The 25019-nt window shown below is 65.3% G+C and carries 26 protein-coding genes; 10 read left to right on the top strand and 16 right to left on the bottom strand.

Annotated elements, in window-relative coordinates:
• Position 1: 1 nt before the first annotated feature.
• The 9 genes from hisD to G7007_RS03750 form a co-directional block, all read right to left on the bottom strand.
• Positions 2-1327: a histidinol dehydrogenase gene (hisD, locus tag G7007_RS03790; protein ID WP_181099093.1), complete on the bottom strand. Its 1326-nt coding sequence runs from the start codon at positions 1325-1327 to the stop codon at positions 2-4.
• A 125-nt stretch (positions 1328-1452) separates the two neighbouring features.
• On the bottom strand, positions 1453-2088 hold the full coding sequence (gene hisG, locus G7007_RS03785) for an ATP phosphoribosyltransferase (RefSeq protein WP_181099092.1): 636 nt from the start codon (positions 2086-2088) through the stop codon (positions 1453-1455).
• An 81-nt stretch (positions 2089-2169) separates the two neighbouring features.
• Positions 2170-3435, bottom strand: a complete 1266-nt coding sequence (murA, locus tag G7007_RS03780) for a UDP-N-acetylglucosamine 1-carboxyvinyltransferase (RefSeq protein WP_181099091.1) — start codon at positions 3433-3435, stop codon at positions 2170-2172.
• A 23-nt stretch (positions 3436-3458) separates the two neighbouring features.
• Complete coding sequence (locus G7007_RS03775; protein WP_060394833.1) at positions 3459-3698, bottom strand: BolA family protein; 240 nt, start codon at positions 3696-3698, stop codon at positions 3459-3461.
• 117 nt (positions 3699-3815) lie between these two features.
• Positions 3816-4118 carry an STAS domain-containing protein gene (locus G7007_RS03770; protein WP_181099090.1) on the bottom strand — a complete coding sequence of 101 codons (303 nt, stop codon included), beginning with the start codon at positions 4116-4118 and terminating at the stop codon, positions 3816-3818.
• On the bottom strand, positions 4115-4768 hold the full coding sequence (locus G7007_RS03765; RefSeq protein ID WP_181099089.1) for an MlaC/ttg2D family ABC transporter substrate-binding protein: 654 nt from the start codon (positions 4766-4768) through the stop codon (positions 4115-4117). Before G7007_RS03765 ends, G7007_RS03770 begins: the two co-directional genes overlap by 4 nt.
• 9 nt (positions 4769-4777) lie before the next feature.
• Positions 4778-5245, bottom strand: coding sequence for an outer membrane lipid asymmetry maintenance protein MlaD (gene mlaD / locus G7007_RS03760; RefSeq protein WP_060394836.1), 468 nt, complete (start codon positions 5243-5245; stop codon positions 4778-4780).
• Positions 5245-6042 (bottom strand): lipid asymmetry maintenance ABC transporter permease subunit MlaE, encoded by a 798-nt coding sequence (gene mlaE / locus G7007_RS03755; RefSeq protein WP_181099088.1) that lies wholly within the window; start codon positions 6040-6042, stop codon positions 5245-5247. Before mlaE ends, mlaD begins: the two co-directional genes overlap by 1 nt.
• Positions 6042-6851 carry an ATP-binding cassette domain-containing protein gene (locus tag G7007_RS03750; RefSeq protein ID WP_181099087.1) on the bottom strand — a complete coding sequence of 270 codons (810 nt, stop codon included), beginning with the start codon at positions 6849-6851 and terminating at the stop codon, positions 6042-6044. The genes mlaE and G7007_RS03750 overlap by 1 nt, the downstream gene beginning before the upstream one ends.
• A 240-nt stretch (positions 6852-7091) precedes the next feature.
• Between G7007_RS03750 and G7007_RS03745 the strand changes: the two genes are divergently transcribed.
• From G7007_RS03745 to G7007_RS03705, 9 genes are all read left to right on the top strand, one after another.
• Positions 7092-8066, top strand: a complete 975-nt coding sequence (locus tag G7007_RS03745; RefSeq protein WP_219858934.1) for a KpsF/GutQ family sugar-phosphate isomerase — start codon at positions 7092-7094, stop codon at positions 8064-8066.
• Positions 8067-8172: 106 nt separating this feature from the next.
• On the top strand, positions 8173-8745 hold the full coding sequence (gene lptC, locus G7007_RS03740) for an LPS export ABC transporter periplasmic protein LptC (protein ID WP_181099086.1): 573 nt from the start codon (positions 8173-8175) through the stop codon (positions 8743-8745).
• Complete coding sequence (gene lptA, locus G7007_RS03735) at positions 8732-9256, top strand: lipopolysaccharide transport periplasmic protein LptA (RefSeq protein ID WP_181099085.1); 525 nt, start codon at positions 8732-8734, stop codon at positions 9254-9256. The genes lptC and lptA overlap by 14 nt, the downstream gene beginning before the upstream one ends.
• Entirely contained in the window at positions 9256-9981 is a 726-nt protein-coding gene (lptB, locus tag G7007_RS03730; RefSeq protein ID WP_181099084.1) for an LPS export ABC transporter ATP-binding protein, read from the top strand. The genes lptA and lptB overlap by 1 nt, the downstream gene beginning before the upstream one ends.
• 212 nt (positions 9982-10193) lie before the next feature.
• A complete protein-coding gene (locus G7007_RS03725; protein WP_181099083.1) occupies positions 10194-11687 on the top strand; it encodes an RNA polymerase factor sigma-54 in 1494 nt (497 codons plus the stop codon).
• Between the two features lie 77 nt (positions 11688-11764).
• Positions 11765-12073, top strand: a complete 309-nt coding sequence (gene hpf, locus G7007_RS03720; RefSeq protein ID WP_060394844.1) for a ribosome hibernation-promoting factor, HPF/YfiA family — start codon at positions 11765-11767, stop codon at positions 12071-12073.
• Positions 12074-12083: 10 nt separating this feature from the next.
• A complete protein-coding gene (ptsN, locus tag G7007_RS03715; RefSeq protein WP_181099082.1) occupies positions 12084-12548 on the top strand; it encodes a PTS IIA-like nitrogen regulatory protein PtsN in 465 nt (154 codons plus the stop codon).
• Between the two features lie 2 nt (positions 12549-12550).
• Positions 12551-13405 carry an RNase adapter RapZ gene (gene rapZ / locus G7007_RS03710; RefSeq protein ID WP_181099081.1) on the top strand — a complete coding sequence of 285 codons (855 nt, stop codon included), beginning with the start codon at positions 12551-12553 and terminating at the stop codon, positions 13403-13405.
• Positions 13406-13424: 19 nt separating this feature from the next.
• Complete coding sequence (locus tag G7007_RS03705; RefSeq protein ID WP_181099080.1) at positions 13425-13697, top strand: HPr family phosphocarrier protein; 273 nt, start codon at positions 13425-13427, stop codon at positions 13695-13697.
• A 244-nt stretch (positions 13698-13941) separates the two neighbouring features.
• On the opposite strand, the gene G7007_RS03700 is transcribed toward G7007_RS03705, so the two are convergent.
• The 4 genes from G7007_RS03700 to pmbA form a co-directional block, all read right to left on the bottom strand.
• Positions 13942-14553, bottom strand: a complete 612-nt coding sequence (locus G7007_RS03700) for a superoxide dismutase (protein ID WP_181099079.1) — start codon at positions 14551-14553, stop codon at positions 13942-13944.
• Positions 14554-14678: 125 nt separating this feature from the next.
• On the bottom strand, positions 14679-16055 hold the full coding sequence (locus G7007_RS03695) for a class II fumarate hydratase (protein ID WP_181099078.1): 1377 nt from the start codon (positions 16053-16055) through the stop codon (positions 14679-14681).
• Complete coding sequence (locus G7007_RS03690) at positions 16048-16449, bottom strand: FagA protein (RefSeq protein WP_181099077.1); 402 nt, start codon at positions 16447-16449, stop codon at positions 16048-16050. Before G7007_RS03690 ends, G7007_RS03695 begins: the two co-directional genes overlap by 8 nt.
• A 373-nt stretch (positions 16450-16822) precedes the next feature.
• Positions 16823-18169, bottom strand: a complete 1347-nt coding sequence (gene pmbA, locus G7007_RS03685) for a metalloprotease PmbA (protein WP_181099076.1) — start codon at positions 18167-18169, stop codon at positions 16823-16825.
• Between the two features lie 107 nt (positions 18170-18276).
• Between pmbA and yjgA the strand changes: the two genes are divergently transcribed.
• A complete protein-coding gene (gene yjgA, locus G7007_RS03680) occupies positions 18277-18798 on the top strand; it encodes a ribosome biogenesis factor YjgA (protein ID WP_060394851.1) in 522 nt (173 codons plus the stop codon).
• A gap of 63 nt (positions 18799-18861) precedes the next feature.
• On the opposite strand, the gene tldD is transcribed toward yjgA, so the two are convergent.
• From tldD to G7007_RS03665, 3 genes are read right to left on the bottom strand one after another with little or no spacing between them, the layout of a single operon-like run.
• Positions 18862-20301, bottom strand: coding sequence for a metalloprotease TldD (tldD, locus tag G7007_RS03675; protein WP_181099075.1), 1440 nt, complete (start codon positions 20299-20301; stop codon positions 18862-18864).
• 2 nt (positions 20302-20303) lie between these two features.
• Positions 20304-21155 carry a carbon-nitrogen hydrolase family protein gene (locus G7007_RS03670; protein WP_181099074.1) on the bottom strand — a complete coding sequence of 284 codons (852 nt, stop codon included), beginning with the start codon at positions 21153-21155 and terminating at the stop codon, positions 20304-20306.
• Positions 21155-25009 (bottom strand): YhdP family protein, encoded by a 3855-nt coding sequence (locus G7007_RS03665; RefSeq protein ID WP_181099307.1) that lies wholly within the window; start codon positions 25007-25009, stop codon positions 21155-21157. The genes G7007_RS03670 and G7007_RS03665 overlap by 1 nt, the downstream gene beginning before the upstream one ends.
• Between the last annotated feature and the right edge of the window lie 10 nt (positions 25010-25019).

The following is a 25019-nucleotide window of genomic DNA, read 5'->3' as shown; positions in this document are numbered from 1 at the left end:
CTCACTCCCCCTGCCGCGCGTCGCGGATCCGGTATTCGGCGCTGCGGGCGTGGGCCGTCAGCGATTCGCCACGGGCCAGCACCGAGGCGGTCTTGCCCAGCTCGGAGGCACCGGCCTCGGAGCAGAAGATGATCGACGAACGCTTCTGGAAGTCGTACACGCCGAGCGGCGACGAGAAGCGCGCAGTGCCCGAGGTGGGCAGCACATGGTTCGGGCCGGCGCAGTAGTCACCCAGCGCCTCGCTGGTGTGACGCCCCATGAAGATCGCGCCGGCATGGCGGATCTGCGGCAGCCAGGCCTGCGGGTCGGCGACCGACAGCTCAAGGTGTTCCGGCGCGATCCGGTTGGCCACCTCGATGGCCTGCTGCATGTCGCGCACCTGGATCAGGGCGCCGCGGCCGTTGATCGATTTTTCGGCGATCTCGGCACGTTCCAGGGTCGGCAGCAACCTTTCGATGCTGGCGGCGACCCGGTCGAGGAAGGCGGCGTCCGGGCTGACCAGGATGGCTTGCGCGTCTTCGTCGTGCTCGGCCTGGGAGAACAGGTCCATGGCGATCCAGTCCGGATCGGTCTGCCCGTCGCACACCACCAGGATCTCCGAGGGCCCGGCGATCATGTCGATGCCCACCTGGCCGAACACATGGCGCTTGGCGGTGGCGACATAGATGTTGCCGGGGCCGACGATCTTGTCCACCGGCGGCACGCTCTCGGTGCCGTACGCCAGCGCCGCGATGGCCTGGGCGCCTCCGAGGGTGAAGACCCGATCGACCCCGGCGATGCACGCCGCTGCCAGCACCAGTTCGTTGATCTCGCCACGCGGCGTCGGCACCACCATGACCACTTCGGCCACGCCGGCGACCTTGGCCGGCAGCGCGTTCATCAGCACCGAGGACGGGTAGGACGCCTTGCCACCCGGCACGTAGAGCCCGGCGCGGTCCAGTGGAGTGACCTTCTGCCCCAGCACGGTGCCGTCGGCCTCGGTGTACTGCCAGGAGTCCTGCTTCTGCCGCTCGTGGTAGACCCGCACGCGCTCGGCGGCGGTCTCGAGGGCCTGGCGCTGGGCCGGTGTGATCCGCGTCAGCGCCAGCTCTAGGCGCGCACGGTCGAGGATCAGGTCGTCGATGGTCGTGGCCTGCACGCCGTCGAAGCGCTGGGTGAATTCCACCAGCGCCGCATCGCCGCGCTCGCGCACGGCCTTGATGATGTCCAGCACGCGCTGATTGACCGCATCGTCGGACACGCTCTCCCAGCTCAGCAGATGGTCCAGATGTCGGGCGAAATCCGGATCAGCGGCATTGAGACGAGCGATTGCAGTGGGCAGAGTCATGACGAGGGCCTCGATGATTGGCGAATGCTCAGGCGCCCAGGGCTACCGATCGATCCGCGCGGGCACCCGAGAAAAAGGCTGTGACGCGGAAGGACGGGCGCGACGGTGGACGTCGCGCGCGGGAATCAGCCGCGGTGTCGTGCCTGCACGGCGTGACGCAGGGTATCGATCAGGCTCTGGATGCGCGCATGCTGCATCTTCATCGACGCCTTGTTCACCACCAGGCGCGAACTGACGTGGGCGATCAGCTCCTGGGGCTCCAGGCCGTTGGCGCGCAGGGTGTTGCCGGTGTCGACGACGTCGATGATCTTGTCGGCCAGACCGATCAGCGGGGCCAGTTCCATCGAGCCGTACAGCTTGATGATGTCGACCTGGCGGCCCTGCTCGGCGTAGTAGCGCTTGGCGACGTTGACGAACTTGGTGGCCACGCGCAGGCGACCGCTGGGCTCGCTCGCACCGACGGCGCCGGCGGTCATCAGCTTGCACTGGGCGATCTGCAGGTCGAGCGGCTCGTACAGACCCTGGCCGCCATACTCCATCAGCACGTCCTTGCCGGCCACGCCGAGGTCGGCCGCGCCATGCTCGACGTAGGTCGGCACGTCGGTGGCGCGCACGATGAGCAAGCGGACGTCATCCTGGGTGGTCGGGATGATCAGCTTGCGGCTCTTGTCGGGGTTCTCGGTGGGGACGATGCCGGCATCGGCCAGCAGCGGCAGGGTGTCATCGAGAATACGGCCCTTGGATAGCGCAATGGTCAACATGGAACGTGAATCCTTCAGCAGTTCTGACCGGTCGGGCCTGGCCCGACCGGAGGGGTGACGGCTGGCGCACGCCGCGCGGGTTCAGCCCGGAACGCGGCGGATTTTGGCGCCCAGCATCTGCAGTTTTTCCTCGATGCACTCGTAGCCACGGTCGATGTGGTAGATGCGGTCGATCAGCGTGTCGCCCTCGGCGACCAGGGCCGACAGCACCAGGCTGGCCGACGCGCGCAGGTCGGTGGCCATGACCGGTGCACCCTTGAGCGTGTCGACGCCGGTGACGATGGCGGTGTTGCCCTCGACCTGGATCTGCGCGCCCATGCGGTGCATTTCGTACACGTGCATGAAGCGGTTCTCGAAGATCGTCTCGATCACCGCACCGGTGCCTTCGGCCACGGCGTTGAGCGAGATGAACTGCGCCTGCATGTCGGTGGGGAATGCCGGGTACGGCGCGGTGCGCAGGTTGACGGCCTTGGCCTTGCGCCCGTGCATGTCCAGCGCGATCCAGTCTGCGCCCGTGGTCACGTCGGCGCCGGCTTCCCTGAGCTTCTCCAGTACCGCCTCGAGGATGGTCGGATCGGTGTCCTTGAGCTTGACGCGCCCACCGGTGATGGCAGCAGCGACCAGGTAGGTGCCGGTCTCGATGCGGTCGGGCATGACGCGGTAATTGGCCGAGTGCAGGCGCTCGACACCGTCGATGGTGATGGTGTCGGTGCCGGCGCCCTGGACGTTGCCGCCCATGGCGTTGATGAAGTTGGCCAGGTCGACCACTTCCGGCTCGCGGGCGGCGTTCTGCAGCACGCTGCGACCCTTGGCCAGGGCTGCGGCCATCATGATGTTCTCGGTACCGGTCACGCTGACGGTGTCGAAGAAGAAGTGCGCGCCGCGCAGGCCGCCTTCAGGGGCCTCGGCCTTGATGTAGCCGCCCTCCACTTCGATCTTCGCGCCCATCGCCTCAAGGCCGCGGATGTGCAGGTCGACCGGACGCGAACCGATCGCGCAGCCGCCGGGCAGGGCGACTTCGGCCTTGCCGAAACGGGCGACCATCGGGCCGAGCACCAGGATCGAGGCGCGCATGGTCTTGACCAGCTCGTATGGGGCGACCAGGGTCTTGATGGTGCGCGGGTCGATCTCGACCGCGAGCTTCTCGTCGATCACAGGCTCGATGCCCATGCGTCCGAACAGCTCGATCATGGTGGTGATGTCGTGCAGGTGCGGCAGGTTGCCGACCGTGACCGGGCCATCGGCCAGTAGGGTCGCGGCCAGGATCGGCAGGGCGGCGTTCTTCGCCCCGGAAATGCGGATCTCGCCGTCGAGACGCGCGCCGCCAGTGATAATCAGTTTGTCCATTGGAGTCTCGCCGCCAAGTTGGCTCAGGTGCGCTCAGCCCAGGCTGCGCTGCTGAAGAATTTCATGGTTACCGCATGGATGCTGCCGTCGGCGATCCAGGGATTCAGATGGGCGTAGATCGCCTGCTGACGCTTGACCGGGCTTTGGCCGGCCAATTCGTCGCTGATCACGTTCAGCTGGAAGTTGCAGCCCTCGCCCTCGACTTCGACCCGGGCGCCCGGCAGTTTTTCTTCAAGGAACTTCTTAACGTCTACGGCGTGCATGCTCAACCTCAATCGGCGCTCTGTGCGCACGGGGTCGGTCATCATACAAAAAAGCCCCTCGCCTGCGAAGCCCATGAACGAGCACGCTGACCGAGGGGCATCGAGGACGGACGCGTTTCAGCGCGTCAGCACTTCGTCCAGATCGTAGACATCGGCGATTTCCCGCATGTCCGCCGGCATGTCGCGCAGCTCGCAGGTCTTGCCGGCCGCCTGCGCGTCCCGCATGAACGCCAGCAGCAATGACAGGCCGACACTGCTGGAGCGTTGGACCGCCGAGCAGTCCAGGACCAGGCGAGGCTCACGGCAGGCCGCGATCAGTGCCTTGCCCTGCTTGCGCAGCGACGGGCCGCTGCGGTAGTCCAGGATGCCGGCCAGGCACAGGATGCCCGGCTGCGGCATGCCGATGCTGGCGTCGCTCATTGCACCGCCTTCTCGGAAGAACTGTCGGCGGTCTGCTTGGCCTTGGCCACTTCGCCCGCCCAGCCGTCGATGGTCTTGTCCAGGTCGTTGCCGTTGCGCTGCATGGCGTCGGCGAACTGGTCACGGAACAGCTTGCCGATGTTGATGCCGTTGACGATGACGTTACGCACCTTCCACTCGTTGCCGAGTTTTTCCAGGGTGTAGGACACCGGGTACACCGCGCCATTGTTGCCACGCACCTTCATGCCGACGCTGGTGCGCTTGCCGTCCTCGGCCTTGGCCGGGTCGAGCGTGATGCCCTGGTTGTCGTAGTCGAGCAGGGCGTTGCCGTAGAACTGCAGCAGGCTGCGCTTGAAGTTTTCCTGGAAGCGCTGCATCTGCGCCGGGGTCGCCTTGCGCGAATACTTGACGGTCATGATGCTCTTGGAGATGCCGTCGGCATCGACCACCGGGCCCAGGATGCGGTTGAGCGACTGATAGAACGCCTCGCGATCGTTGCGGTAGCTGTCACGGTTGTTCTTCAGGTCGGTCAGCAGTGCGTCGGTGGTGCCCTGGATCACGTCATGGGCCGATTGCCCAGGGGCGGCGTTGGCCAGCATCGGGAGGGCCGCCAGCAGTACCAGCAGGCCACGTCGCAGGATCGAAATCATGAAAACTCCTTATTTAGCTTCTTTGCCAACGGAATTGAGCAGGAACTTGCCGATCAGGTCTTCCAGCACCAGTGACGACTGCGTGTCGTGAATGGTTCCGCCTTCCTTGAGCACGTCCTCTTCGCCACCGACGCTGATGCCGATGTACTTCTCGCCGAGCAGCCCGGCGGTGAGGATCGAAGCAGTGGAGTCGGTGGGCAGGTTGTCGACGTCGCTGTCCAGTTGCAGGGTGACCCGCCCCATGTAGCTGTCGCGGTCCAGGTCGATCGCCGTGACCTTGCCGATGGTCACCCCGGCCATGGTGACCTTGGCGCGCACGGTGAGGCCGGCGATGTTGTCGAAGTAGGCGTAGACCTTGTAGGTCTCGGTGGTCGGGCTTGCCGACAGGCCGCTGACACGCAGCGCCAGCAGCAGCAGGGCCAGGATCCCAGCCAGAAGGAACAGGCCGACACCGATTTCCAGGGTGCGGTTTTGCATCAGAAATCTCCAAACATCAAGGCGGTCAGAATGAAGTCCAGGCCCAGGACTGCCAGGGAGGCATAGACCACGGTTCTGGTGGTGGCGCGACTGATCCCTTCCGAGGTCGGCTCGCAATCGTAGCCCTGGAACACGGCGATCCAGGTGACCACGAAGGCGAACACCAGACTCTTGACCAGGCCGTTGAGGACATCGTCGGTGAAGGAAACGCTGTTCTGCATGTTGGACCAGAAGGAACCCTCATAGACTCCCAGCCAATCCACGGCGACCCACGAACCGCCCCAGATCCCGACCACGCTGAAGATCAGCGCCAGCAGCGGCAGGGAGATGAAGCCGGCCCACAGACGCGGCGCGACGATGTACTTGAGCGGGTCGACGCCGATCATCTCCAGGCTCGAGAGCTGCTCGGTGGATTTCATGTTACCGATCTCGGCGGTCAGCGCCGAACCGGCGCGCCCGGCGAACAGCAGGGCGGTGACCACCGGGCCCAGTTCGCGCAGCAGGGTCAGGGCGATCATCTGCCCCACGGCCTGCTCGGAGCCGTACTGGGTCAGGATGCTGTAGCCCTGCAGCGACAGCACCATGCCGATGAACACGCCGGACACGACGATGATCGCCAGCGACAGCACGCCGACCGAATACAGCTGCCTGACCAGCAGCTGGAAGCCGCCGCCGATGCCGCCACGGCCGACCAGGGCATGCATCAGGAACAGGCAGGACCGGCCCAGCACGGCGACGATGTCGATGGCCGCGCGGCCGAACAGGCGCACGCGCTCAAGCAAGGATCTTCTGCGCATCAACGCGCTCCCAACAAATCGGCGCGGTAATCGGGCGCAGGAAAATGGAATGGCACGGGGCCGTCAGGGTCGCCCTTCATGAACTGGCGAATGCGCGGATTGTCCGACCCCATCAGCTCCTGCGGCGTGCCCTGGCCCAGTACCTGGCCGTCGCCGACCACATAGAGGTAGTCGGCGATGCTGGCGGTCTCGGCCAGGTCGTGGGAAACCACGATGCTGGTGATGCCCAAGGCATCGTTGAGCAGACGGATCAGCCGCACCAGCACGCCCATGGCGATCGGGTCCTGGCCCACGAACGGTTCGTCGTACATCAGGATCTGCGGATCCAGGGCGATCGCCCGGGCCAGGGCCACGCGGCGCTTCATGCCCCCAGACAGCTCGTCGGGCATCAGCTCGATGGCGCCGCGCAGGCCGACGGCCTGCAGCTTCATCAGCACGATGTCGCGGATCATCTCTTCGGGGAGTTCGGTGTGCACCCGCAGCGGGAAGGCGACGTTCTCGAACACATCCAGGTCGGTGAACAATGCGCCGCTCTGGAACAGCACGCCCATCTGCTTGCGCGCATCGAACAGGTCGGCGCGTGACAACGTCGGCAGGTTCTGACCGTTGACCCACACCTCACCACCAGCCGGGCGCAACTGCGCGCCCATCAGCCGCAAGAGTGTCGTCTTGCCGCACCCGGAGGGCCCCATGATGCCCGTGACCTTGCCACGTGGGATGCGGATATCCACATCCTTGAAAATGCTGCGCGAACCGCGCTTGAAGGAGACGTCCTTCAACTCGACCGCGTAGTCGCTGTGCACACTCATCTAGACTCCTTGCGATGCGACTTTCGTCAGTTGGACGCCTGCCTTCACGGTGAAGGCACACCCCTTGGGTCGCCCAGACAGCGGCGGACTATACCATCGGGCAGGGACCCGGCCAAAGACGCGAGCGCCTGGAACGGGGGTTTGCGCACCGGGGCGCGCAGGGCAACGCAATCACAGGGTGAGGCTTTTGCCCATACCCGGTATAATCGACAGCTCCAAATCAGATATGCCTCAATCGACATGAGCCCAACCCGCGAGCTGATCCTCTCCGCCCAACGCACCCTGCAGTTGGAACGCGACGCCATCGGCGATCTGCTGGCCCGTATCGACGACACGTTCGTGCAGGCCTGCCAGCTCATCCTGGGCAGCCGTGGCCGGGTCGTGGTGCTCGGCATGGGCAAGTCCGGCCATGTCGGCAACAAGATCGCCGCGACCCTGGCCAGCACCGGCACGCCGGCGTTCTTCGTGCACCCGGCCGAAGCCAGCCACGGCGACATGGGCATGATCACCCGGGACGACGTGATCCTGGCCTTGTCGAATTCCGGCACCACGTCCGAGATCGTCACACTGCTGCCGCTGATCAAGCGCCTGGGCATCCGCCTGATCGCCTTCACCGGCAACCCGGAGTCGACCCTGGCGCGCGCGGCCAACGTCCACCTCGACGTGAGCGTGACGCAGGAGGCCTGCCCGCTGAACCTGGCGCCGACCTCGTCCACCACCTGCGCGCTGGCCCTGGGCGATGCGCTGGCCATCGCCCTGCTCGAGGCCCGTGGCTTCACGGCCGAGGACTTCGCCTTTTCGCACCCTGGCGGTGCCCTGGGCCGACGCCTGCTGCTCAAGGTCGAGGACATCATGCACGCAGGTGATGCCCTGCCCTGCGTACGCCGCGCCACCTCGCTGAAGGATGCCCTGCTGGAAATGTCGCGCAAAGGCCTGGGCATGACCGTGGTCGTGGACGACGACGCGCGCCTGGCCGGCATCTTCACCGACGGCGACCTGCGGCGCAGCCTGGACCGCGACCTCGACATGCGTCACGCACGCATCGACGACGTCATGACCGTCCACGGCAAGACCGTGCGCGCCGACATGCTCGCCGCCGAAGCCTTGAAGATCATGGAGGATTTCAAGATCAACGCGCTGGCCGTGGTGGATGCGACCGACCGTCCGATCGGCGCCCTCAACATGCACGATCTGCTGCGCGCCGGGGTGCTCTGATGCACACGGTGACCGAGCAATGTGGCGGGCGCACCTGTCACACGTCTATGCTGCACGTCCGGGATGACCTGGACCGTGTCATCGCCAACCTTCTGTAGAGCTTCGTATGTTCAGCAAGAAAGCCCGCAACATCGCCGTGCTGGTCGCGATCGCCGCCGTGCTGGGCGCGATCGGCTACTGGAACGTGAGCCCCGAGAGCTTCCTGGAAAAGCCGGTGGCCCAGGTCGACGAGAGCGCCATCGACTATTACGCGATCAATGCGCACAGCGTCCAGTACCTGCCGGACGGCAAGATGCAGTACGACATGACCGCCGACAAGGTCGAGCACATGAAGGCCAGCGAGATGACGCTGCTGACCCGCCCGAACCTGCAGATGTACCGCGGTACCACGTACCCCTGGCACGTCACCAGCGAGCGCGCCGAGGTCAATCCCGATGGCACCGAGGTCGAACTGATCGACAAGGTGCGCGTCGCCCGTACCGACGAGCGCAAGCGCGACACCATCATCACCACCACGCGCATGACCGTGTTCCCGCAGAAGCAATATGCGCAGACCGAGCAAGCCGTTAGAATCGACGGCGCCGGTGGCACGACTACGGGCACAGGCATGAAAGCCTATTTGAAAGACGGCAGGATGGACCTGCTGTCCAACGTAAGAGGACAGTATGAGGCTCGTTAAAACCCTCCCCTTTTTGCTCAGCCTGAGCGCGGCACTGGGAAGCGCGAGCGCCTGGGCCCTGCCGACCGACCGTGACCAGCCCATCCGCATCCAGGCCGACGACGCCCACCTCGACGACAAGCAGGGTGTGGCGACCTATACCGGCGACGTGGTGATCACCCAGGGCTCCATGGTCATCAAGGGCAACAAGGTCACCATCACGCGCGCCAGCTCCGGTGACATCGACGTGGTCACCTCGGTGGGCAATCTGGCCTACTTCGAGCAGCGCCAGAGCGCGGCCAAGCCCGACAAGATGCAGGGCTGGGCGGTCACCATCCAGTATCAGGCCCTGAAGGACACGATCGTCCTGACCGATCGCGCCAAGGTCACCAACGAAGGCAACAGCACCGAAGGCGAGAAGATCGTCTACAACACCAAGACCCAGGTCGCGACCGCTGGCCGTGGTGGCAACGTGATGTCGCCTCGCCAGCGCATCGACATGGTGATCCAGCCGAAGAAGAAGGCCGAGTAATGGCAACCCTCAAAGCCCAGCATCTGGCCAAGAGCTACAAGGGCCGCCAAGTGGTGCGCGACGTCAGCCTGTCGATCGAGAGCGGGCAGATCGTCGGCCTGCTCGGCCCCAACGGCGCCGGCAAGACCACCTGCTTCTACATGATCGTCGGCCTGGTGCAGGCCGACCAGGGCCGCGTCCTGATCGATGCCCTGGACGTCAGCCACCAGCCCATGCACGGCCGCGCGCGCGCCGGTATCGGCTACCTGCCGCAGGAAGCTTCGATCTTCCGCAAGCTGTCGGTGGCCGACAACATCATGGCGATCCTCGAGACCCGCAAGGAACTCGACCAGGAGGGTCGCCGCAAGGAGCTCGAAGGGCTGCTTCAGGAGTTCCACATCACCCATATCCGCGACAACCTCGGCATGAGCCTGTCTGGCGGCGAGCGTCGCCGCGTCGAGATCGCCCGGGCCCTGGCCACCGCGCCGAAGTTCATCCTGCTGGACGAACCCTTCGCTGGCGTCGATCCGATCTCGGTGGGTGACATCAAGCAGATCATCCATCACCTCAAGGCCAAGGGCATCGGGGTGCTGATCACCGACCACAACGTCCGTGAGACGCTGGACATCTGCGAGACGGCCTACATCGTCAACGATGGCCAGCTGATCGCCGAGGGCGATGCCCAGACCATCCTGTCGAACGACCTGGTCAAGGAAGTCTACCTGGGGCACGAGTTCCGTCTGTGACCCTGCTCCGGAGGGCTCGAGCCCTCTGGACGGTACAGGCACGAGCGGCGAGGCGCCGACGTGCCATGGCATGCCACGCCGTTACACGTCAAGCCTAGGCAAACGCGGCAAATTCAGGCATATGACCTCTTCGTGATCAGCGCTCCGGCGCTCTGTCGTATGTGTAGTGGATGGCGCAGGCGCGCCGGCGAACAAGGTATTAAGCCCCAGCCATGAAAGCATCGCTCGTCCTAAAAATGGGCCAGCAACTGACGATGACCCCGCAGTTGCAACAGGCCATTCGTCTGCTCCAGCTTTCCACCCTGGACCTCCAGCAAGAGATCCAGGAAGCGCTGGAATCGAACCCGATGCTCGAACGTCAGGAAGACGGCGAGGATTTCGACAACAGCGACCCGATGGCCGACAACGCCGAGAGCAAGCCGGCCGCCGAAACCCAGGACACCAGCCACCAGGACAACGCCTTGAGCGCCGACAGCCTGGACGACGGTGAGTGGGGCGAGCGTATCCCCAGCGAGCTGCCCGTCGACACGGCCTGGGAAGACATCTACCAGACCAGCGCCAGCAGCCTGCCAGCGGGCGACGACGACGAATGGGACTTCACCACGCGCACGTCGGTCGGCGAAAGCCTGCAGAGCCATTTGCTCTGGCAACTGAACCTGGCGCCGATGTCCGATACCGACCGCCTGATCGCCGTCACCCTGATCGATTCGATCAACGACCGTGGCTATCTGGAGGAAACCCTCGAAGAGATCTGCGCCGCGTTCGATCCCGATTTGGACATCGAGCTCGACGAAGTCGAGGCCGTGCTGCACCGCATCCAGCAGTTCGAACCGGCCGGCATCGGGGCACGGACCCTGGGTGAGTGCCTGCTCCTGCAACTGCGCCAGTTGCCCGCCAGCACCCCCTGGATGAGCGAAGCGCAGCGCCTGGTCACCGACTACATCGATCTGCTCGGTGCGCGCGACTACAGCCAGTTGATGCGCCGGATGAAGCTCAAGGAAGACGAGCTCCGCCAGATCATCGAGCTGGTGCAGAGCCTGAACCCACGCCCGGGCCTGCAGATCGAGTCGAGCGAGCCCGAATACGTGGTCCCGGACGTGATCGTGCGCAAGCACCACGACCGCTGGCTGGTCGAACTCAACCAGGAAGCGGTGCCCCGGCTGCGCGTCAATGCACAGTACGCCGGTTTCGTGCGTCGTGCCGACACCAGTGCCGACAACACCTTCATGCGCAACCAGTTGCAGGAGGCACGCTGGTTCATCAAGAGCCTGCAGAGCCGCAACGAGACATTGATGAAGGTGGCCACGCAGATCGTCGAGCACCAGCGCGGCTTCCTCGACCATGGCGACGAGGCGATGAAGCCGCTGGTGCTGCACGACATCGCCGAGGCCGTCGGCATGCACGAGTCGACCATCTCCCGCGTGACGACCCAGAAGTACATGCACACCCCCCGTGGCATCTACGAATTGAAATACTTTTTCTCCAGCCACGTCAGCACCGCCGAAGGTGGGGAATGCTCGTCCACGGCGATTCGCGCGATCATCAAGAAACTGGTGGCGGCGGAAAATCAGAAAAAGCCATTGAGCGATAGCAAGATCGCTGGTTTACTGGAGGCACAAGGCATCCAGGTCGCGCGTCGAACGGTCGCCAAGTACCGTGAGTCGCTCGGCATCGCACCGTCGAGCGAACGCAAGCGATTGATGTAGCCTGGATGTGCCACAGCGTTCTGGTGGCGGGTGCAACACTCGCCGCTTTATGCACGGGCAACACAAGGAGAAGCTGTATGCAAGTCAACATCAGTGGACACCATGTCGAAGTCACTCAGCCACTGCGCGACTACCTCGACCAGAAGCTCAAGCGCCTGGAGGGTCATTTCGACAAGATCACCAACGTGCAGGTCATCATGAAGGTCGAAAAGCTTCAGCAGAAAGTCGAAGCGACCTTGCAGATTCCTGGCGGCGAAGTGGTCGCCAATGCCGAACACGAAGACATGTATGCAGCCATCGACGCCCTGGCCGACAAGCTCGACCGCCAACTGAAAAAACACAAGGAAAAACAGCAGAGCCTGCTGCAAGGCGCCGCGGCCCGCTAACCCCTACTTCATGATCCGACTCGAAACCATCCTGACCCCCGGCCGTTCCCAGGTGAACGCGCCGGGAGGCAGCAAGAAAAGCGCTCTCCAGAACATCGCCAAACTGATTACCCACGAGGTGTCGGAATTGCGCGAGGACGACGTCTTCGCCAAGCTGATCGCTCGCGAGAAGTTGGGCTCCACCGGCTTCGGCAATGGCATCGCCATCCCCCACTGCCGCCTGGCAGGCTGCAACATGCCCGTCAGTGCGCTGGTGAAACTGGAAAAGCCCATCGATTACGACGCCATTGACGGTGAACCGGTAGACTTGCTGTTCGTCCTGCTGGTGCCCGAGGCTGCCACCGAGGCACACCTCGAGCTGTTGCGCCAGATCGCCGGCATGCTGGATCGCCCGGACATCCGTGATCGCCTGCGCAGCGCGCAGAGCGATGAAGCACTCTATCACGTGGTTCTGGACACGCAGAAAGAGGCCTGAGCATGCGTCTGATCGTCGTCAGTGGCCGGTCTGGTTCCGGCAAGAGCACGGCCCTGAACGTTCTGGAAGACAACGGCTTCTACTGCATCGACAACCTGCCCGCCGGCCTGCTGCCGCAACTGGCGGAAAATGCCTTGCTGAACACAGACATGCTGCAGCCCAAGGTGGCAGTGTCGATCGACGCGCGCAACCTGCCCACGCACCTGTCCCGCTTTCCCGAATTGCTCGAAGATGCCCGCGCCAAGCACATCCAATGCGACGTGCTCTACCTCGACGCCGATGAGGACATGCTGCTCAAGCGCTTTTCGGAGACACGTCGACGTCATCCGCTGACCAACGCCAATCGGTCGCTGGCCGAGGCGATCCGCGTGGAAAGCGAGCTGCTGGGACCAATCGCCGACCTGGCCGACCTCAAGATCGACACCACGCGCCTCAACCTGTACCAATTGCGCGATTCCATCGCCCTGCGACTGCTCGACAAACCCGAGCCTGGCACGGCGTTTCTGGTCGAGTCGTTCGGGTTCAAGCGGGGCATGCCGGTGGACGCCGACGTGGTCTTCGATGTGCGCTGCCTGCCAAACCCCTACTGGAAGCCTGAACTGCGCGACCATTCAGGGCTGGAGCAGCCTGTGATCGACTACCTGGCCGCACAGCCTGAGGTCGAGGACATGTTCCAGGATATCTCGGGCTACCTGGTCAAATGGCTGCCCCGGTTCGCCGCCAGCAATCGCGCCTACGTGACCATTGCCATCGGCTGCACGGGCGGTCACCATCGCTCGGTCTACCTGACCGAACGGCTCGGCCGTTTGCTCCAGCAAACCTTGAAAAACGTTCAGGTTCGCCATCGCGACCTCTAGCCACAGGATCCACCCTACGATGCCCGCCCGCGAAATCACCATCATCAACAAGTTGGGCCTGCATGCTCGCGCGGCCGCCAAGTTCGTCGGCGTGGCCGGCCGTTTTCCCTGCCAGGTGAAGATCGGACGTGCAGCAGACGCTCTGGTCGATGGCAAGAGCATCATGGCCGTGATGATGCTGGCCGCCGGCAAGGGCACTCAGGTTCACCTGTACACCGAGGGTGATCAGGAACACGAGGCCATGGACGCGGTGGTGGCGTTGATCGAGAACCGCTTCGACGAAGGCGAGTAACGCCTGCTCCCGGGCTCCAGCCGCGGGGTCTGCTTGCGAAAAGACGTGTCACCTGGGCATTCTCGAGGGTGCGTGAGGCCACCCTCGAGGCCCCTTAACGCCTCGGAAGGGTCAAAGGCCTACCCAGGCGATACCACGCGCCATCAGAAGCACGGTGCCGGCCAGCAGCAACACGGTACCCAACACGAACCTGAACTGCCGCACACCACTGGTCGACATCGCTCCGGGGCGCATGGTCAGCGACTCACTTCACGGCTTCGGCGTAGCGACGTTCCACCTCGGCCCAATCGACCACGTTGTAGAAGGCGCCGATGTACTCGGGACGACGGTTCTGGTACTTGAGGTAGTACGCATGCTCCCAGACGTCCAGCCCGAGGATGGGGATGTTGCCGTGCATCAGCGGGCTGTCCTGGTTACCGCTGCTTTCAACCACCAGCTTCTTGTCGGGCGTGACGCTCAGCCAGGCCCAGCCGCTGCCGAAGCGGCTCAGGGCTGCCTTGGTGAAGGCTTCCTTGAACGCGTCGAAACCACCCAACTGCGCCTCGATGGCCTCGGCCACCTTGCCCTGCGGCTGCCCCCCGCCTTGCGGTGACATCACGGTCCAGAACAGGGTGTGGTTGGCGTGTCCGCCCCCCTGGTTGATCACCGGGCCCTGCAGCTTCTCGGGCAGCTGTTTGACCGAAGCCAGCAGCTTGTCGAGCGGCCATTCGGCGTACTCGGTGCCATCGATGGCAGCATTGAGGTTGTTGATGTAGGTCTGGTGGTGCTTGGTGTGGTGGATTTCCATGGTCTGCGCATCGATGTGCGGTTCCAGGGCATCGTAGGCGTAGGCCAGTTTAGGCAAGCTATGGGACATGACAATGGATTCCATGTGGTGGGGTTATAAACGTCCGACAGCAGGTGACCCGGTGAGTGCGCTCGTTTGTCGCCTGAGTCGGCCGAGCAGACGGTCGGTACAGCAGTACTGCCCGTGCGCGTCGGTCAGAGGCCACCGGCCGTGAGCTTTTCAGGGTCGAGCAAGGTGTCGAGCTGTTCACGGGACAGGTCGGTGTGCTCGAGGGCCACCTCGATGATCGGCCGGCCCTGCTTGTAGGCGGTCTTGGCGATCTCGGCAGCCTTCAGGTAACCGATGATCGGATTCAGCGCAGTCACCAGGATGGGATTGCGCGACAACGCTTCCTTGAGCTTGCCTTCGTTGACCTTGAAGCTGGCGATGGCCTTGTCGGCCAGCAAGCGGCTGGCATTGGCCAGCAACTCGATGCTCTCCAGCAGGTTGCGCGCGATCACCGGCAGCATCACGTTCAGCTCGAAGTTGCCCGACTGCCCCGCCACGGCGATGGTCGCGTCGTTGCCGATCACCTGCGCGGCGACCATGGCCGTGGCCTCCGGGATCACCGGGTTGACCTTGCCGGGCATGATCGACGAGCCGGGCTGCAGGGCTTCCAGCTCGATCTCGCCCAGGCCGGCCAAGGGCCCGGAGTTCATCCAGCGCAAATCGTTGGCGATCTTCATCAGCGCGACGGCGGTGGTCTTGAGTTGCCCGGACACGGCCACGGCGGTGTCCTGTGAACCGATCAAGGCAAACAGGTTGTCGCCTGGGGCGAAGTCCACCTGAGTCAGGTCGCTGAGCTGGCGGGCGAAGCCTGCGCTGAACCGCGGATGCGCGTTGATGCCCGTGCCGACGGCAGTGCCGCCTTGAGCCAGCGCCTGAAGGCTCGGCAACGTGGCCTCCAGATGGGCCACCGCGCCCTGGACCTGTGCCGACCAGCCACCGAGCACCTGGCGCATGCGTACCGGCATGGCGTCCATGAGGTGGGTGCGTCCCGTCTTGACGTGGGCATGCACCTGGGCCGCCTTGCTGTCGAGGGTTTCGATCAGGTGATGCAGCGCAGGCAGCAGGTGTTCGTGAAGACCCAGTGCAGCACTGACATGAAGGGTCGTTGGGATGATGTCGTTGCTGCTCTGCCCGCAGTTGACATGGTCGTTGGCATTGACCGGCTCGCCCAGGAGCCGCGTCGCCAGGGTCGCGATGACTTCGTTGGCGTTCATGTTCGAACTGGTGCCGGAACCGGTCTGGAAGACATCCACCGGGAAATGCTGGAGGAAGTCGCCCGCTAGCAATTGCTCCACGGCCTTGACGATGGCCTGGCCTTGCCCTGCGCTGATCTGCTCCAGCTCGACGTTGGTCTTGGCGGCTGCCGACTTGGCCAGCAACAGGGCACGAATGAACCGGGCCGGCATGCGCTGACCGCTGATCGGGAAGTTATCGACCGCACGCTGGGTCTGGGCACCGTACAGGGCCTGCGCAGGCACCTGCAGTTCGCCCATGCTGTCGCGTTCGATACGGGTATCACTCATCGTCATGTCCTTGCATCAGTTCGTCGGAGGAAATCGAAGGCAGCAGCACGCAGGTGGCCAGTTGCGTGGCGTAGGGCTGCCAGCGGTCGTTGTGTTCGCGTCGATCGAGGGTGCGCAGCTGCAACAGCGGCCGCCAGGCCTGGTCCAGGCAGATGCAGCGCCAGTGCCAGGGCAGCATGCGGTCGCAGGCCGTATCGAGCAGCAGGCGGAACGAGGTCAGGGCCACCGTCCAGGGCGAGGTGTCGGTGCAGCACACCAGGTAGCGCCCTTCGGCCAGGTAATGGTCGATCACGCGTGGCTCATCGGGTTCGAGTGCGCATCGGATGCGGCGGCTGAGCCAGCGCCAGTTTTCCAGGTGGGGCAATTCGTGGAGGGCGGTCTTCATGAACATCATCGCCAGTCATTTGGGTAATGATATTCATTATTAAGTGATAAGTGGAATCACTTCAAGTAAAAGGCGTGCATGCCTCCCTGTCCTCACAGTCGGCGTCGAATGCCATCGCTGGCAAGCCAGCTCCCACAGGTCCCGATTCCAGACAGACAGCGGTGTAAGGGCCGCCCTTTTGTGGGGCGTGCCCGTGATGCAGGCGGCGCCCGACCGAGCGCTGTATCGCTGGCAAGCCAGTTCCCACAGGTCCTGGTTCCAGACAAACATCGACGTAAGGGTCGCCCTCCTGTGGGAGCGGGCTTGCCCGCGATAGGCGGCAGAAGCCGCCCTGGAGCACGATTAAAATCGAGTCCCGAATGCCAGGGTGATCTGGCCTGGCTTAACTGCCCGCCACGGTCATGCGTTCGATCAGCACCGAACCGGTATGGATGTTGCTGCGGGTTTCGACATCGTTGCCGATGGCGACGATCTTGTCGAACATGTCCTTCATGTTGCCGGCGATGGTGACTTCCTGCACCGCGAACTGGATCTCGCCGTTTTCCACCCAGTAGCCTGCCGCGCCGCGGGAATAGTCGCCCGTCACCATGTTCAGGCCGTGCCCCATCAGTTCGGTGACCAGCAACCCCCGCCCCATCTGCCGGATCAGCGCGGCCTGGTCCTGATTGCCATGGGTGACGAAAAGGTTGTGCACACCGCCTGAGTTGGCGGTGCTCGGCAGGCCCAGCTTGCGCCCGGAGTAGGTCCCCAGCACGTAGGACACCAGCTCGCCGTTCTCGACGAACGGCTTGGCATAGGTGGCCAGGCCATCGCCATCGAAGGCGGCGCTGGCCAAGGCGCGTGGCAAGTGAGGACGCTCGTCCAGGGTCAGCCAGCTGGGGAACAAGCGTTGTCCCAGGGCGCCCTCGAGGAAGGACGACTTGCGGTACAGGTTGCCGCCGGAGATCGCCGAGAGGAAACTGCCGAACAGCCCCCCGGCCAGTTCGGCCGAGAACAGCACCGGCACTTCGCAGGTGGGCACCGGACGCGCGCCCAAGCGACTGGCGGCACGTTGCGCGGCCCGCTGGCCGATGCTGCGCGGGTCGGCCAGCAACGCGCCCTGACGATTGACGTCGTACCAGTAGTCACGCTGCATCTGACCCTCGCCCTCGGCGATCATCACGCAGCTCAGGCTGTGACGCGTCGAGGCGTAGCCACCGACGAAGCCATGGCTGTTGCCATAGACACGGCAGCCCTGGTGCGTGTTGAAGCTGGTGCCGTCGGCGTTGCTGATCCGTGAATCGGCGTCGAAGGCGGCCGCTTCACATTCCAGGGCCAGCTCGATGGCGCGCTCTGGCGAGACGTCCCAGGCATGGTAGAGATCGAGGTCTGGCAGCTCGCGCGCCATCAGTGCCGCGTCGGCCAGCCCCGAGCATTCGTCCTCGGAGGTGTGCTGGGCGATCGCCAGGGCGGCCGCGACCGTTTCGCGAATGGCCTCCGCTCCGCTGGCCGACGTGCTGGCCGAGCCCTTGCGCTGGCCCACATAGAGCGTGATACCGAACCCCTGGTCGCGGTTGAATTCGACCGTCTCGACCTCGCGCTGGCGCACCGTGGTGGACAGGCCCTGCTCCAGCGAAACGGCCACCTCGCAGGCACTGGCGCCCTGGCGGCGGGCTTCGTCGATGATCTGCTCGACTTGTTCCTGCAAGGCCGGCAGGTCCTGCGGACCTATGCTCTGGACTGCGCTCATGGTTGTCTCCAACTGATTCTGTGTTCGGCGGAGGTCTTCGTCCGAGCGGATCGGACAAGCTGCCTCCGACTGGTTATCATGGCGGCGTTTTTCAGCGGACGGCCCCCATGGTTGATTCATACGACGACGCCTTCGATGGCGAAAAAAGCAAGACCCAGATCAAGCGCGAGCTGCATGCGCTGGTCGAACTCGGCGAGCGCCTCACCACGCTCAAGGCCGACACCCTGGCACGCCTGCCTTTGACCGATGCGCTGCGCAAGGCGCTGGCCGAGGCCAGCAAGCACACCGCGCACATCGCCCGCAAACGACACATGTCGTTCGTCGGCAAGCTGATGCGCGACCAGGACATCGAGGCCATCACTTCGGTGATCGACCAGCTCGACAGCTCGACGCGCGAGTACAACGAGCGTTTCCACGGCCTGGAGCGCTGGCGCGACCGTTTGGTCGACGGCAACGACGAGGACCTGGAGCGCTTCGTCAACGAGTACCCGGACACCGATCGCCAGCACCTGCGCTCGCTGATCCGCCACGCGCAGCACGAGAAGGCCCGCAACAAGCCGCCCGCGGCGGCGCGCAAGGTCTTCAAGTACATCCGCGACCTCGACGAAACCCAGCGCGGCCTGCGCTGATCGACGCGGCACGCCTGGCCACCCGTGCCTCGGCACGGGCAGGCCCGGACGCGAAACGGCACTTCACGCGCCGGTTCCGCCCACGGTGATCGCATCGAGCTTGAGCGTCGGCTGACCGACGCCCACCGGCACCGACTGCCCATCCTTGCCGCACGTGCCCACGCCGCTGTCGAGCGCCAGGTCGTTGCCGACCATCGAGACCCGGCTCATCGCCTCGGGCCCGTTGCCGATCAGCGTCGCGCCCTTGACCGGCGTGGTGATCCTGCCGTCCTCGATCAGGTAGGCCTCGCTGGTGGAGAAGACGAACTTGCCGCTGGTGATGTCCACCTGGCCACCGCCGAGGTTGGCGCAGTACAACCCACGCTTCACCGAGGCGATGATCTCTTGCGGGTCGCTGTCGCCGGCGCGCATGTAGGTGTTGGTCATGCGTGGCATCGGCAGGTGCGCATAGGATTCGCGACGACCGTTGCCGGTGACCGCCATGCCCATCAATCGGGCGTTGAGCTTGTCCTGCATGTAGCCTTTGAGAATGCCGTTCTCGATCAGCGTGGTGCATTCGGTCGGCGTGCCTTCGTCGTCCACGCTGAGTGAGCCGCGCCGATCCGGCAAGGTGCCGTCATCGACGATGGTGCACAGGCTGGACGCCACCTTCTGACCGATCTTGTCGCTGTAGGCCGAGCTGCCCTTGCGGTTGAAGTCACCTTCCAGGCCATGCCCGACCGCTTCGTGCAGCAGCACGCCGGACCAGCCCGAGCCGAGCACCACGGGCAACGTGCCGGCCGGTGCCGGTATCGCCTCGAGATTGACCAGAGCCTGGCGCAAGGCCTCGCGGGCGTAGCCCATCACGCGTTCTTCGGTGAAGTAGCGGTAGTCGGTACGGCCACCACCGCCCTGCCCGCCCCGTTCACGACGGCCGTTATGCTCGACGATCACGCTGACGTTGAAGCGCACCAGGGGACGCACGTCCGCTGCCAGGCTGCCGTCGGCTGCCGCCACCAGGATGCGCTCCCAGACCCCGGCCATGCTGACGCTGACCTGCTGGATCCGAGGGTCCAGCGCACGGGTCGCTGCATCGACCCGTTTGAGCAGCTCGACCTTTTCGGCGCGGCTGAACACGTCCAGCGGATTGTCCGGCGCATACAGCGCGGCCACTTCCTGACTGCGGAAAGCCTGGACCCGGCCGTTCTGGCCCGCGCGGGAGATCGAGCGCGCGGCGCGGGCCGCGGATGTCAGGGCTTCGAGGTTGATGGCATTGCTGTAGGCGAACCCGGTCTTTTCGCCAGACTGGGCACGCACGCCGACCCCTTGGTCGAGGTTGAAGCTGCCTTCCTTGACGATGCCGTCTTCCAGGGCCCAGGTCTCCGATATCTGCCCCTGGAAGTACAGGTCGGCAGCATCGATGCCAGGGCTGGCCAACTCGCCCAGCACCGCCTGCAGGCTGTCCAGGGTCAGACCGCCCGGGGTCAGCAATTGCTCGCTGACGGTGGTTAACATCTGGCTCATATTCACTCCGAAATAGGCGCGGGCCGCCAGGCGTCCCGCGAGGAAAAGCGTCGGTGCGCCAGCACCGGCATGCGCGCCCGGATGGACGCCTGTTCTTGGCTGTCGCGCGTGGCGATCAGCACGGCTTCGCCCTGCGCCTGGTGCGCGATCACACGTCCCCAGGCATCAACGATCGCCGCGTGGCCGAAGGTTTCCCTCGGGCCTGGGTGGAGGCCACCCTGGGCCGCTGCCAGCAGGTAGCACTGGGTCTCGATGGCCCGTGCCCGGATCACTACGTCCCAGTGCGCGGCGCCGGTCACGGCGGTGAAGGCCGACGGTGCACTGATCAGCTCTGCGCCAGCGACGCGCAAGGCGCTGTACAGTTCCGGGAAGCGCAGGTCATAGCACACGCTCAAGCCCAGGCGCCCGACGGGCGTGTCAGCCACCACCACGTCCAGGCCATGGGCATAGTCGTCCGACTCGCGGTAGCGGCCTCGATGATCGGCCACGTCGACATCGAACAGGTGCAGCTTGTCATACCGTGCCACGATCTCCCCCTCGGCGTCGACCAGCAGCGAACAGGCGCGCGGCTTGGCCTCGGGACGATCGAGCGGCGGCAGCGGCACGGTGCCGGCCACGATCCATAACCTGAGGTCGCGGGCCGTGCGTTTCAACCACGGCAGGATCGGCCCTTCTCCCCGGGCCTCCGCGCGCGCCAGGCCGGCGGCGTCCGGGCAGCCCATGGCCGCGAAGTGCTCGGGCAGTACCGCCAGCCGCGCGCCGCCCTCGGCGGCCTGTTCGAGCAGGACACGTGCCCGCACCAAGTTGGCGCGCACGTCGTCCTGACTGACCATCTGGATCACCGCTGCCTTCATCAATGCTCCTTGCGTGACCTTTGAAAGGGCTTCACAAAGGTGATTCTAGGCGCTTTCAAGGGACCGACGACGTGATAATTCACACTGGCGAAGCGCGAGACCTTGTCACCGATCAGCTGGTCGACCAGGAACAGGGCGCCCCCGACCACGGGCGCGCCCACCAGGATCGCGGCCAGGGGTAGGTTGTCGGTGACCGGCAGACTCACGCGCAGGTTGGCGACGACGCGCTCGCGGGCCAGGTCCAGCGTGCCATCGAGGTCGAGATTGCTCGAGGGGCTGGTGACGCGGATGGGCTCTCGCGTCACGTAGACGCCCTCGCTGGCCATCAGCAGGCCCTTGACCCGGTCGTAGGCCAGGCCCTTGCCCAGCAGGTCGGAAAAGTCCAGGCGCAGCCGTCGATTGATGGCGTTGAAGTTGAGCAGGCCGAAGACCCGCAGGGCCTGCGCTCCGCCTTCGATCTCCACGAACTGGCCGTCGCGCAGCGAGGCGTCGAGGCTGCCCGAAAAGCGCTTCAAGGCGATCCAGGCCGGCGAGCCCGGCCAGCGGCCGTCGACATCCACGCGGAACGAACGACTGGTCACGGTCGGCGCGAAGCCCCAGGCCTTGAGCACCGCGCCCAGGTCGCGCCCGTGCAGGCGGCCTTTGTACCAGCTGCTGGTGGCGCCAGGGGTGCCTTCCCAGGCGGCGTTCCCCTCGAGGCGCAACCCTTTGAGGTCGAGGTCGATGGCGTTCACGTTCACGCCCTTGGCCGTCGGTCGCAGCTGCATGGCCCAGCGCCCGTAGAATTCGTCACCGCGGTAGAGCTTGTCGATGCTCAGGTCGAGCATCGGCGCCTGACGCGGATCGAAGCTGGCCAACGGATCGGGCACGTCCTCGGCCCGGTCCTGGGCCTCGTCGCCGGCAGGAAGGCGCAAGGTCTGCAGCCGCACCACCATCGGCGCCTGCTTGGCGTCCGGCAATCGGGCATCGCCGATCACTTCACGGCTGTCCAGGCGCAGGTCCCAGTGGCCCGACAGCCGCGCCAGGCGAACGACCGCCTGGTTCAGGTCGAAGCCGAAGGCCGTCAGGCGCCCGATGCTCAGGTGGACCGACTGCAGCCATTGCTGCAGGCCGCTGGTGCTCGAGCCGCCGGTGCCAGTGCCAGCGCCGGACGAGGCCAGGGGGCCCGCACGTTCCAGCGCCTTCTGCCAGGCCTGCACGTCCAGCGTGTCCAGGCGCCCGGCGACGCGCAAGCCCTGTTCGACCGGCAACAAGGCCTCGGCGCCGCCCAGGCGCAGCTCGCCACGTCCCGCCAGCAAGCGCTCGGCAGGGGCTGCATAGGCCAGCGTGGCCAACTCGGCATAGCGCGCATCGATACGTCGCTCGGCGCCGTCCAGACTCATGCCGAAGGTACCCTCGCGCGCCGTGCTGGCGGCCTTGCCGAACGGCGCCGGCAGGTCGATGGTCACGCCCTTGAGGTTCGAGTTCACCGCCAGCTGATTGCGCGCGCCCAGGTCGAGGCGCAGGCGATAGGGAATCTCGCCCGACACCGGTAACGGTTGCTTGAACGCCAGCCAGTCGGTCAATGCAGTCAGCGCCACCTGCCCTTGCGCATCGATGCGGGTCTGCAAGCGGCCAGGTGCGCCTTCGGCCGTGATACGGGCGGTGACGGGGCGGTCGAAGGCGCGCAAGCGAATGCCGGTGCCGCTCAAGCCTTTGCTCAGGTCGAAGGTAAAGTCCCCGCCCAGTCGACTCAGCTCCAGGCGTGGAGACGCCACCATCAGCCGTGCCTCGGCGGTCTGGAAGTCGACCTTGACCTTCGGCGATTGCTCACCCCCGAGCGGAATGCCGAGCCGTACACGCCCCTTCAACGGCCCTTGCCCCTCCCAGCCGGCGAAGATCTCGCCGGTGCCGATGGGCGCTTCCTGGAGAATCTTCAACCCATCGCCCAGGCTGCCGTCGAAGGTGCCATCCAGGTTCAGGTAACTGTGCTGCCCGTCTTCGACCGGCGGAATGTCCACGCTGACATCGCTGACCCGCGTGTCGAGCAGTTTGCCGCGGCGCGCCTTGACCCGCACGCTGGAATTCTCGATGAACACCTGGCCATCCACCTGCTGTACCTGAGGCCAGCCGGGCTGGAAGTCCAGGGTCGCATCGTGCACCTTGAAGAACAGGCTGATGCTGCGCGAATGGGCCGGCGCCGCATGGCTGAGCGAGCCCTGGTACTGGAAATAGCCCTCGTCGACGGCGCCCTTGACGATGGCGCTGCGCAACCACTTGTCCAGCGCCGGGCTGAGCACCTGGGGCAGGTATTTGGCGGTGTAGCGACCATCGCCGTCGGTGAGGCCGACGCGCAGGTCCATGTAGTCTTCGCGGTGATCGTCCAGGTGCAGGCGGATGAGGAAGTCCGCGGCGATGCGGCCCTCGTCGCCCAGTACCTTGATGTAGGGCGCCGCCAGGGTGAAGCGCTGCGCATCGAGCTGCCAGGTCAGGCGCGCGTTGGCCTTTGGGTAGTGCCACGGCTTGGCGAAGATCGGGTCCAGGTGCAGCATGAAGTCGTCGCTGTCGAGCCGCAGCTCACCCTGCCCCAGGTCGCCCTGCACGCTGCCGCTGACATTGCCCGCCGCGGGCGCGCCGTGGTAGGCGTCGAAGCCGACCCGCTCGAGGTTGGCGGCGAAGCTCAGGCGCTGGTTGCCCTCGGCCTTGGGCCGCACCTGCACCTTCACGTTGTGCAGAGTACCGGTGACCTGCAAGGCATCAACCGCGGCCCTGGCCGCGTCCGGCAGCGGTGCCAGGGCATCGATCAAGGGCGTGAGCGGGGTGAGCGGCAGCGTGTCGACGTCGACCAGCCACGTCTCGTCGGCCGGCTGCCGACCGGTCTGCTGACGCACCAGCAGGCGCGACGACAGCGGCGTCTTGCCCACGGTCGCGTTCAAGGCGTCGATCGTCAGGCGTAGCCCTTCATCGCGCCGATCGACCCAGGCTGATACTGCCACGTCCTGCACCGTCACCAGGGCCTGCCGAGCATGGGCGCCAGTAAGGCGTGGCGCCGCCAGTTTCACCGTGGCGCCGTGCAGGCGGCCTTGTCGCCAGTCGACCCACGCCTCCCCCCCGGCCTGCAGTGTGCTGGCCCGCCAGTCGCCCAGCAGACGGCTCGGCAGCCAGCGTGCCCAGTCGGCTTGCGGCAGGTGCGCGTAGGCCTTGAAGGACGCGTCACGCCAGGCGTCCGGGTCGATCTGGGCACGCAGACTCACGCTCAGCGGATGCCCATCGGGCAGGTTGGCCTGCACGTCCAGGCGCTGGTTCGGCGCGGCGGCCTGCAGGCCCAGGTTGACGTAGGACAGCGTCATCGGGTCATGCTGCCAAGGGCGCAGTACCAGCTGACTGTCGAGCACGTCGACACGGCCCAGCTGGCGCAGGCGCTGCAGCATCTGCCCAGGGTCGCTGGGCGCCTCGTCCTGGGACGGCAGGCCGTCGGCCGACCAGTGTCCCTTGGCGTCTTCGCGCAGCCCCAGGTGCAGGCCCTGCAGCTGAAGCCGCGACAACCGCGGCTCGCGGGCCAGCACGCTGGCCCAGAGCCCCGGCACTACGCGGGCCTGGTCCAGGTGCAAGGCGCGCTCGCCCTCGCCCACCTGCACGTCGCGCAGCGTCAGCACAGGCGCCAGACCTTGCCACTGCCCTTCCAGCGCACCGATGCGCACCGGTACGCCCAAGGCCTGGCGCGCCTTGACTTCGACCAGGTTGCGGTATTCGGCCACCAGCGGGACCAAGGCGCGGCCCAGGCTCGCGTAGACGGCGACCAGCACGATGAGCAGTGCGCACAGGGACAGGCCCCAGCGAGTCAGCGCAGCGAGAGGACGCATCAGACGCTCCATGGCCAGGACA

The organism is Pseudomonas entomophila (assembly GCF_013523125.1).
Taxonomy (GTDB): domain Bacteria; phylum Pseudomonadota; class Gammaproteobacteria; order Pseudomonadales; family Pseudomonadaceae; genus Aquipseudomonas; species Aquipseudomonas entomophila_B.
This window is presented reverse-complemented; position numbering and strand designations above follow the sequence as displayed.

Excerpts from the sequence above, each read along its gene's own strand:
- hisD (WP_181099093.1), bottom strand. The coding sequence starts at position 1,327 with ATGACTCTGCCCACTGCAATCGCTCGTCTCAATGCCGCTGATCCGGAT.
- hisG (WP_181099092.1), bottom strand. The coding sequence starts at position 2,088 with ATGTTGACCATTGCGCTATCCAAGGGCCGTATTCTCGATGACACCCTG.
- murA (WP_181099091.1), bottom strand. The coding sequence starts at position 3,435 with ATGGACAAACTGATTATCACTGGCGGCGCGCGTCTCGACGGCGAGATC.
- G7007_RS03775 (WP_060394833.1), bottom strand. The coding sequence starts at position 3,698 with ATGCACGCCGTAGACGTTAAGAAGTTCCTTGAAGAAAAACTGCCGGGC.
- G7007_RS03770 (WP_181099090.1), bottom strand. The coding sequence starts at position 4,118 with ATGAGCGACGCCAGCATCGGCATGCCGCAGCCGGGCATCCTGTGCCTG.
- G7007_RS03765 (WP_181099089.1), bottom strand. The coding sequence starts at position 4,768 with ATGATTTCGATCCTGCGACGTGGCCTGCTGGTACTGCTGGCGGCCCTC.
- mlaD (WP_060394836.1), bottom strand. The coding sequence starts at position 5,245 with ATGCAAAACCGCACCCTGGAAATCGGTGTCGGCCTGTTCCTTCTGGCT.
- mlaE (WP_181099088.1), bottom strand. The coding sequence starts at position 6,042 with ATGCGCAGAAGATCCTTGCTTGAGCGCGTGCGCCTGTTCGGCCGCGCG.
- G7007_RS03750 (WP_181099087.1), bottom strand. The coding sequence starts at position 6,851 with ATGAGTGTGCACAGCGACTACGCGGTCGAGTTGAAGGACGTCTCCTTC.
- G7007_RS03745 (WP_219858934.1), top strand. The coding sequence starts at position 7,092 with ATGAGCCCAACCCGCGAGCTGATCCTCTCCGCCCAACGCACCCTGCAG.
- lptC (WP_181099086.1), top strand. The coding sequence starts at position 8,173 with ATGTTCAGCAAGAAAGCCCGCAACATCGCCGTGCTGGTCGCGATCGCC.
- lptA (WP_181099085.1), top strand. The coding sequence starts at position 8,732 with ATGAGGCTCGTTAAAACCCTCCCCTTTTTGCTCAGCCTGAGCGCGGCA.
- lptB (WP_181099084.1), top strand. The coding sequence starts at position 9,256 with ATGGCAACCCTCAAAGCCCAGCATCTGGCCAAGAGCTACAAGGGCCGC.
- G7007_RS03725 (WP_181099083.1), top strand. The coding sequence starts at position 10,194 with ATGAAAGCATCGCTCGTCCTAAAAATGGGCCAGCAACTGACGATGACC.
- hpf (WP_060394844.1), top strand. The coding sequence starts at position 11,765 with ATGCAAGTCAACATCAGTGGACACCATGTCGAAGTCACTCAGCCACTG.
- ptsN (WP_181099082.1), top strand. The coding sequence starts at position 12,084 with ATGATCCGACTCGAAACCATCCTGACCCCCGGCCGTTCCCAGGTGAAC.
- rapZ (WP_181099081.1), top strand. The coding sequence starts at position 12,551 with ATGCGTCTGATCGTCGTCAGTGGCCGGTCTGGTTCCGGCAAGAGCACG.
- G7007_RS03705 (WP_181099080.1), top strand. The coding sequence starts at position 13,425 with ATGCCCGCCCGCGAAATCACCATCATCAACAAGTTGGGCCTGCATGCT.
- G7007_RS03700 (WP_181099079.1), bottom strand. The coding sequence starts at position 14,553 with ATGTCCCATAGCTTGCCTAAACTGGCCTACGCCTACGATGCCCTGGAA.
- G7007_RS03695 (WP_181099078.1), bottom strand. The coding sequence starts at position 16,055 with ATGAGTGATACCCGTATCGAACGCGACAGCATGGGCGAACTGCAGGTG.
- G7007_RS03690 (WP_181099077.1), bottom strand. The coding sequence starts at position 16,449 with ATGATGTTCATGAAGACCGCCCTCCACGAATTGCCCCACCTGGAAAAC.
- pmbA (WP_181099076.1), bottom strand. The coding sequence starts at position 18,169 with ATGAGCGCAGTCCAGAGCATAGGTCCGCAGGACCTGCCGGCCTTGCAG.
- yjgA (WP_060394851.1), top strand. The coding sequence starts at position 18,277 with ATGGTTGATTCATACGACGACGCCTTCGATGGCGAAAAAAGCAAGACC.
- tldD (WP_181099075.1), bottom strand. The coding sequence starts at position 20,301 with ATGAGCCAGATGTTAACCACCGTCAGCGAGCAATTGCTGACCCCGGGC.
- G7007_RS03670 (WP_181099074.1), bottom strand. The coding sequence starts at position 21,155 with ATGAAGGCAGCGGTGATCCAGATGGTCAGTCAGGACGACGTGCGCGCC.
- G7007_RS03665 (WP_181099307.1), bottom strand. The coding sequence starts at position 25,009 with ATGGAGCGTCTGATGCGTCCTCTCGCTGCGCTGACTCGCTGGGGCCTG.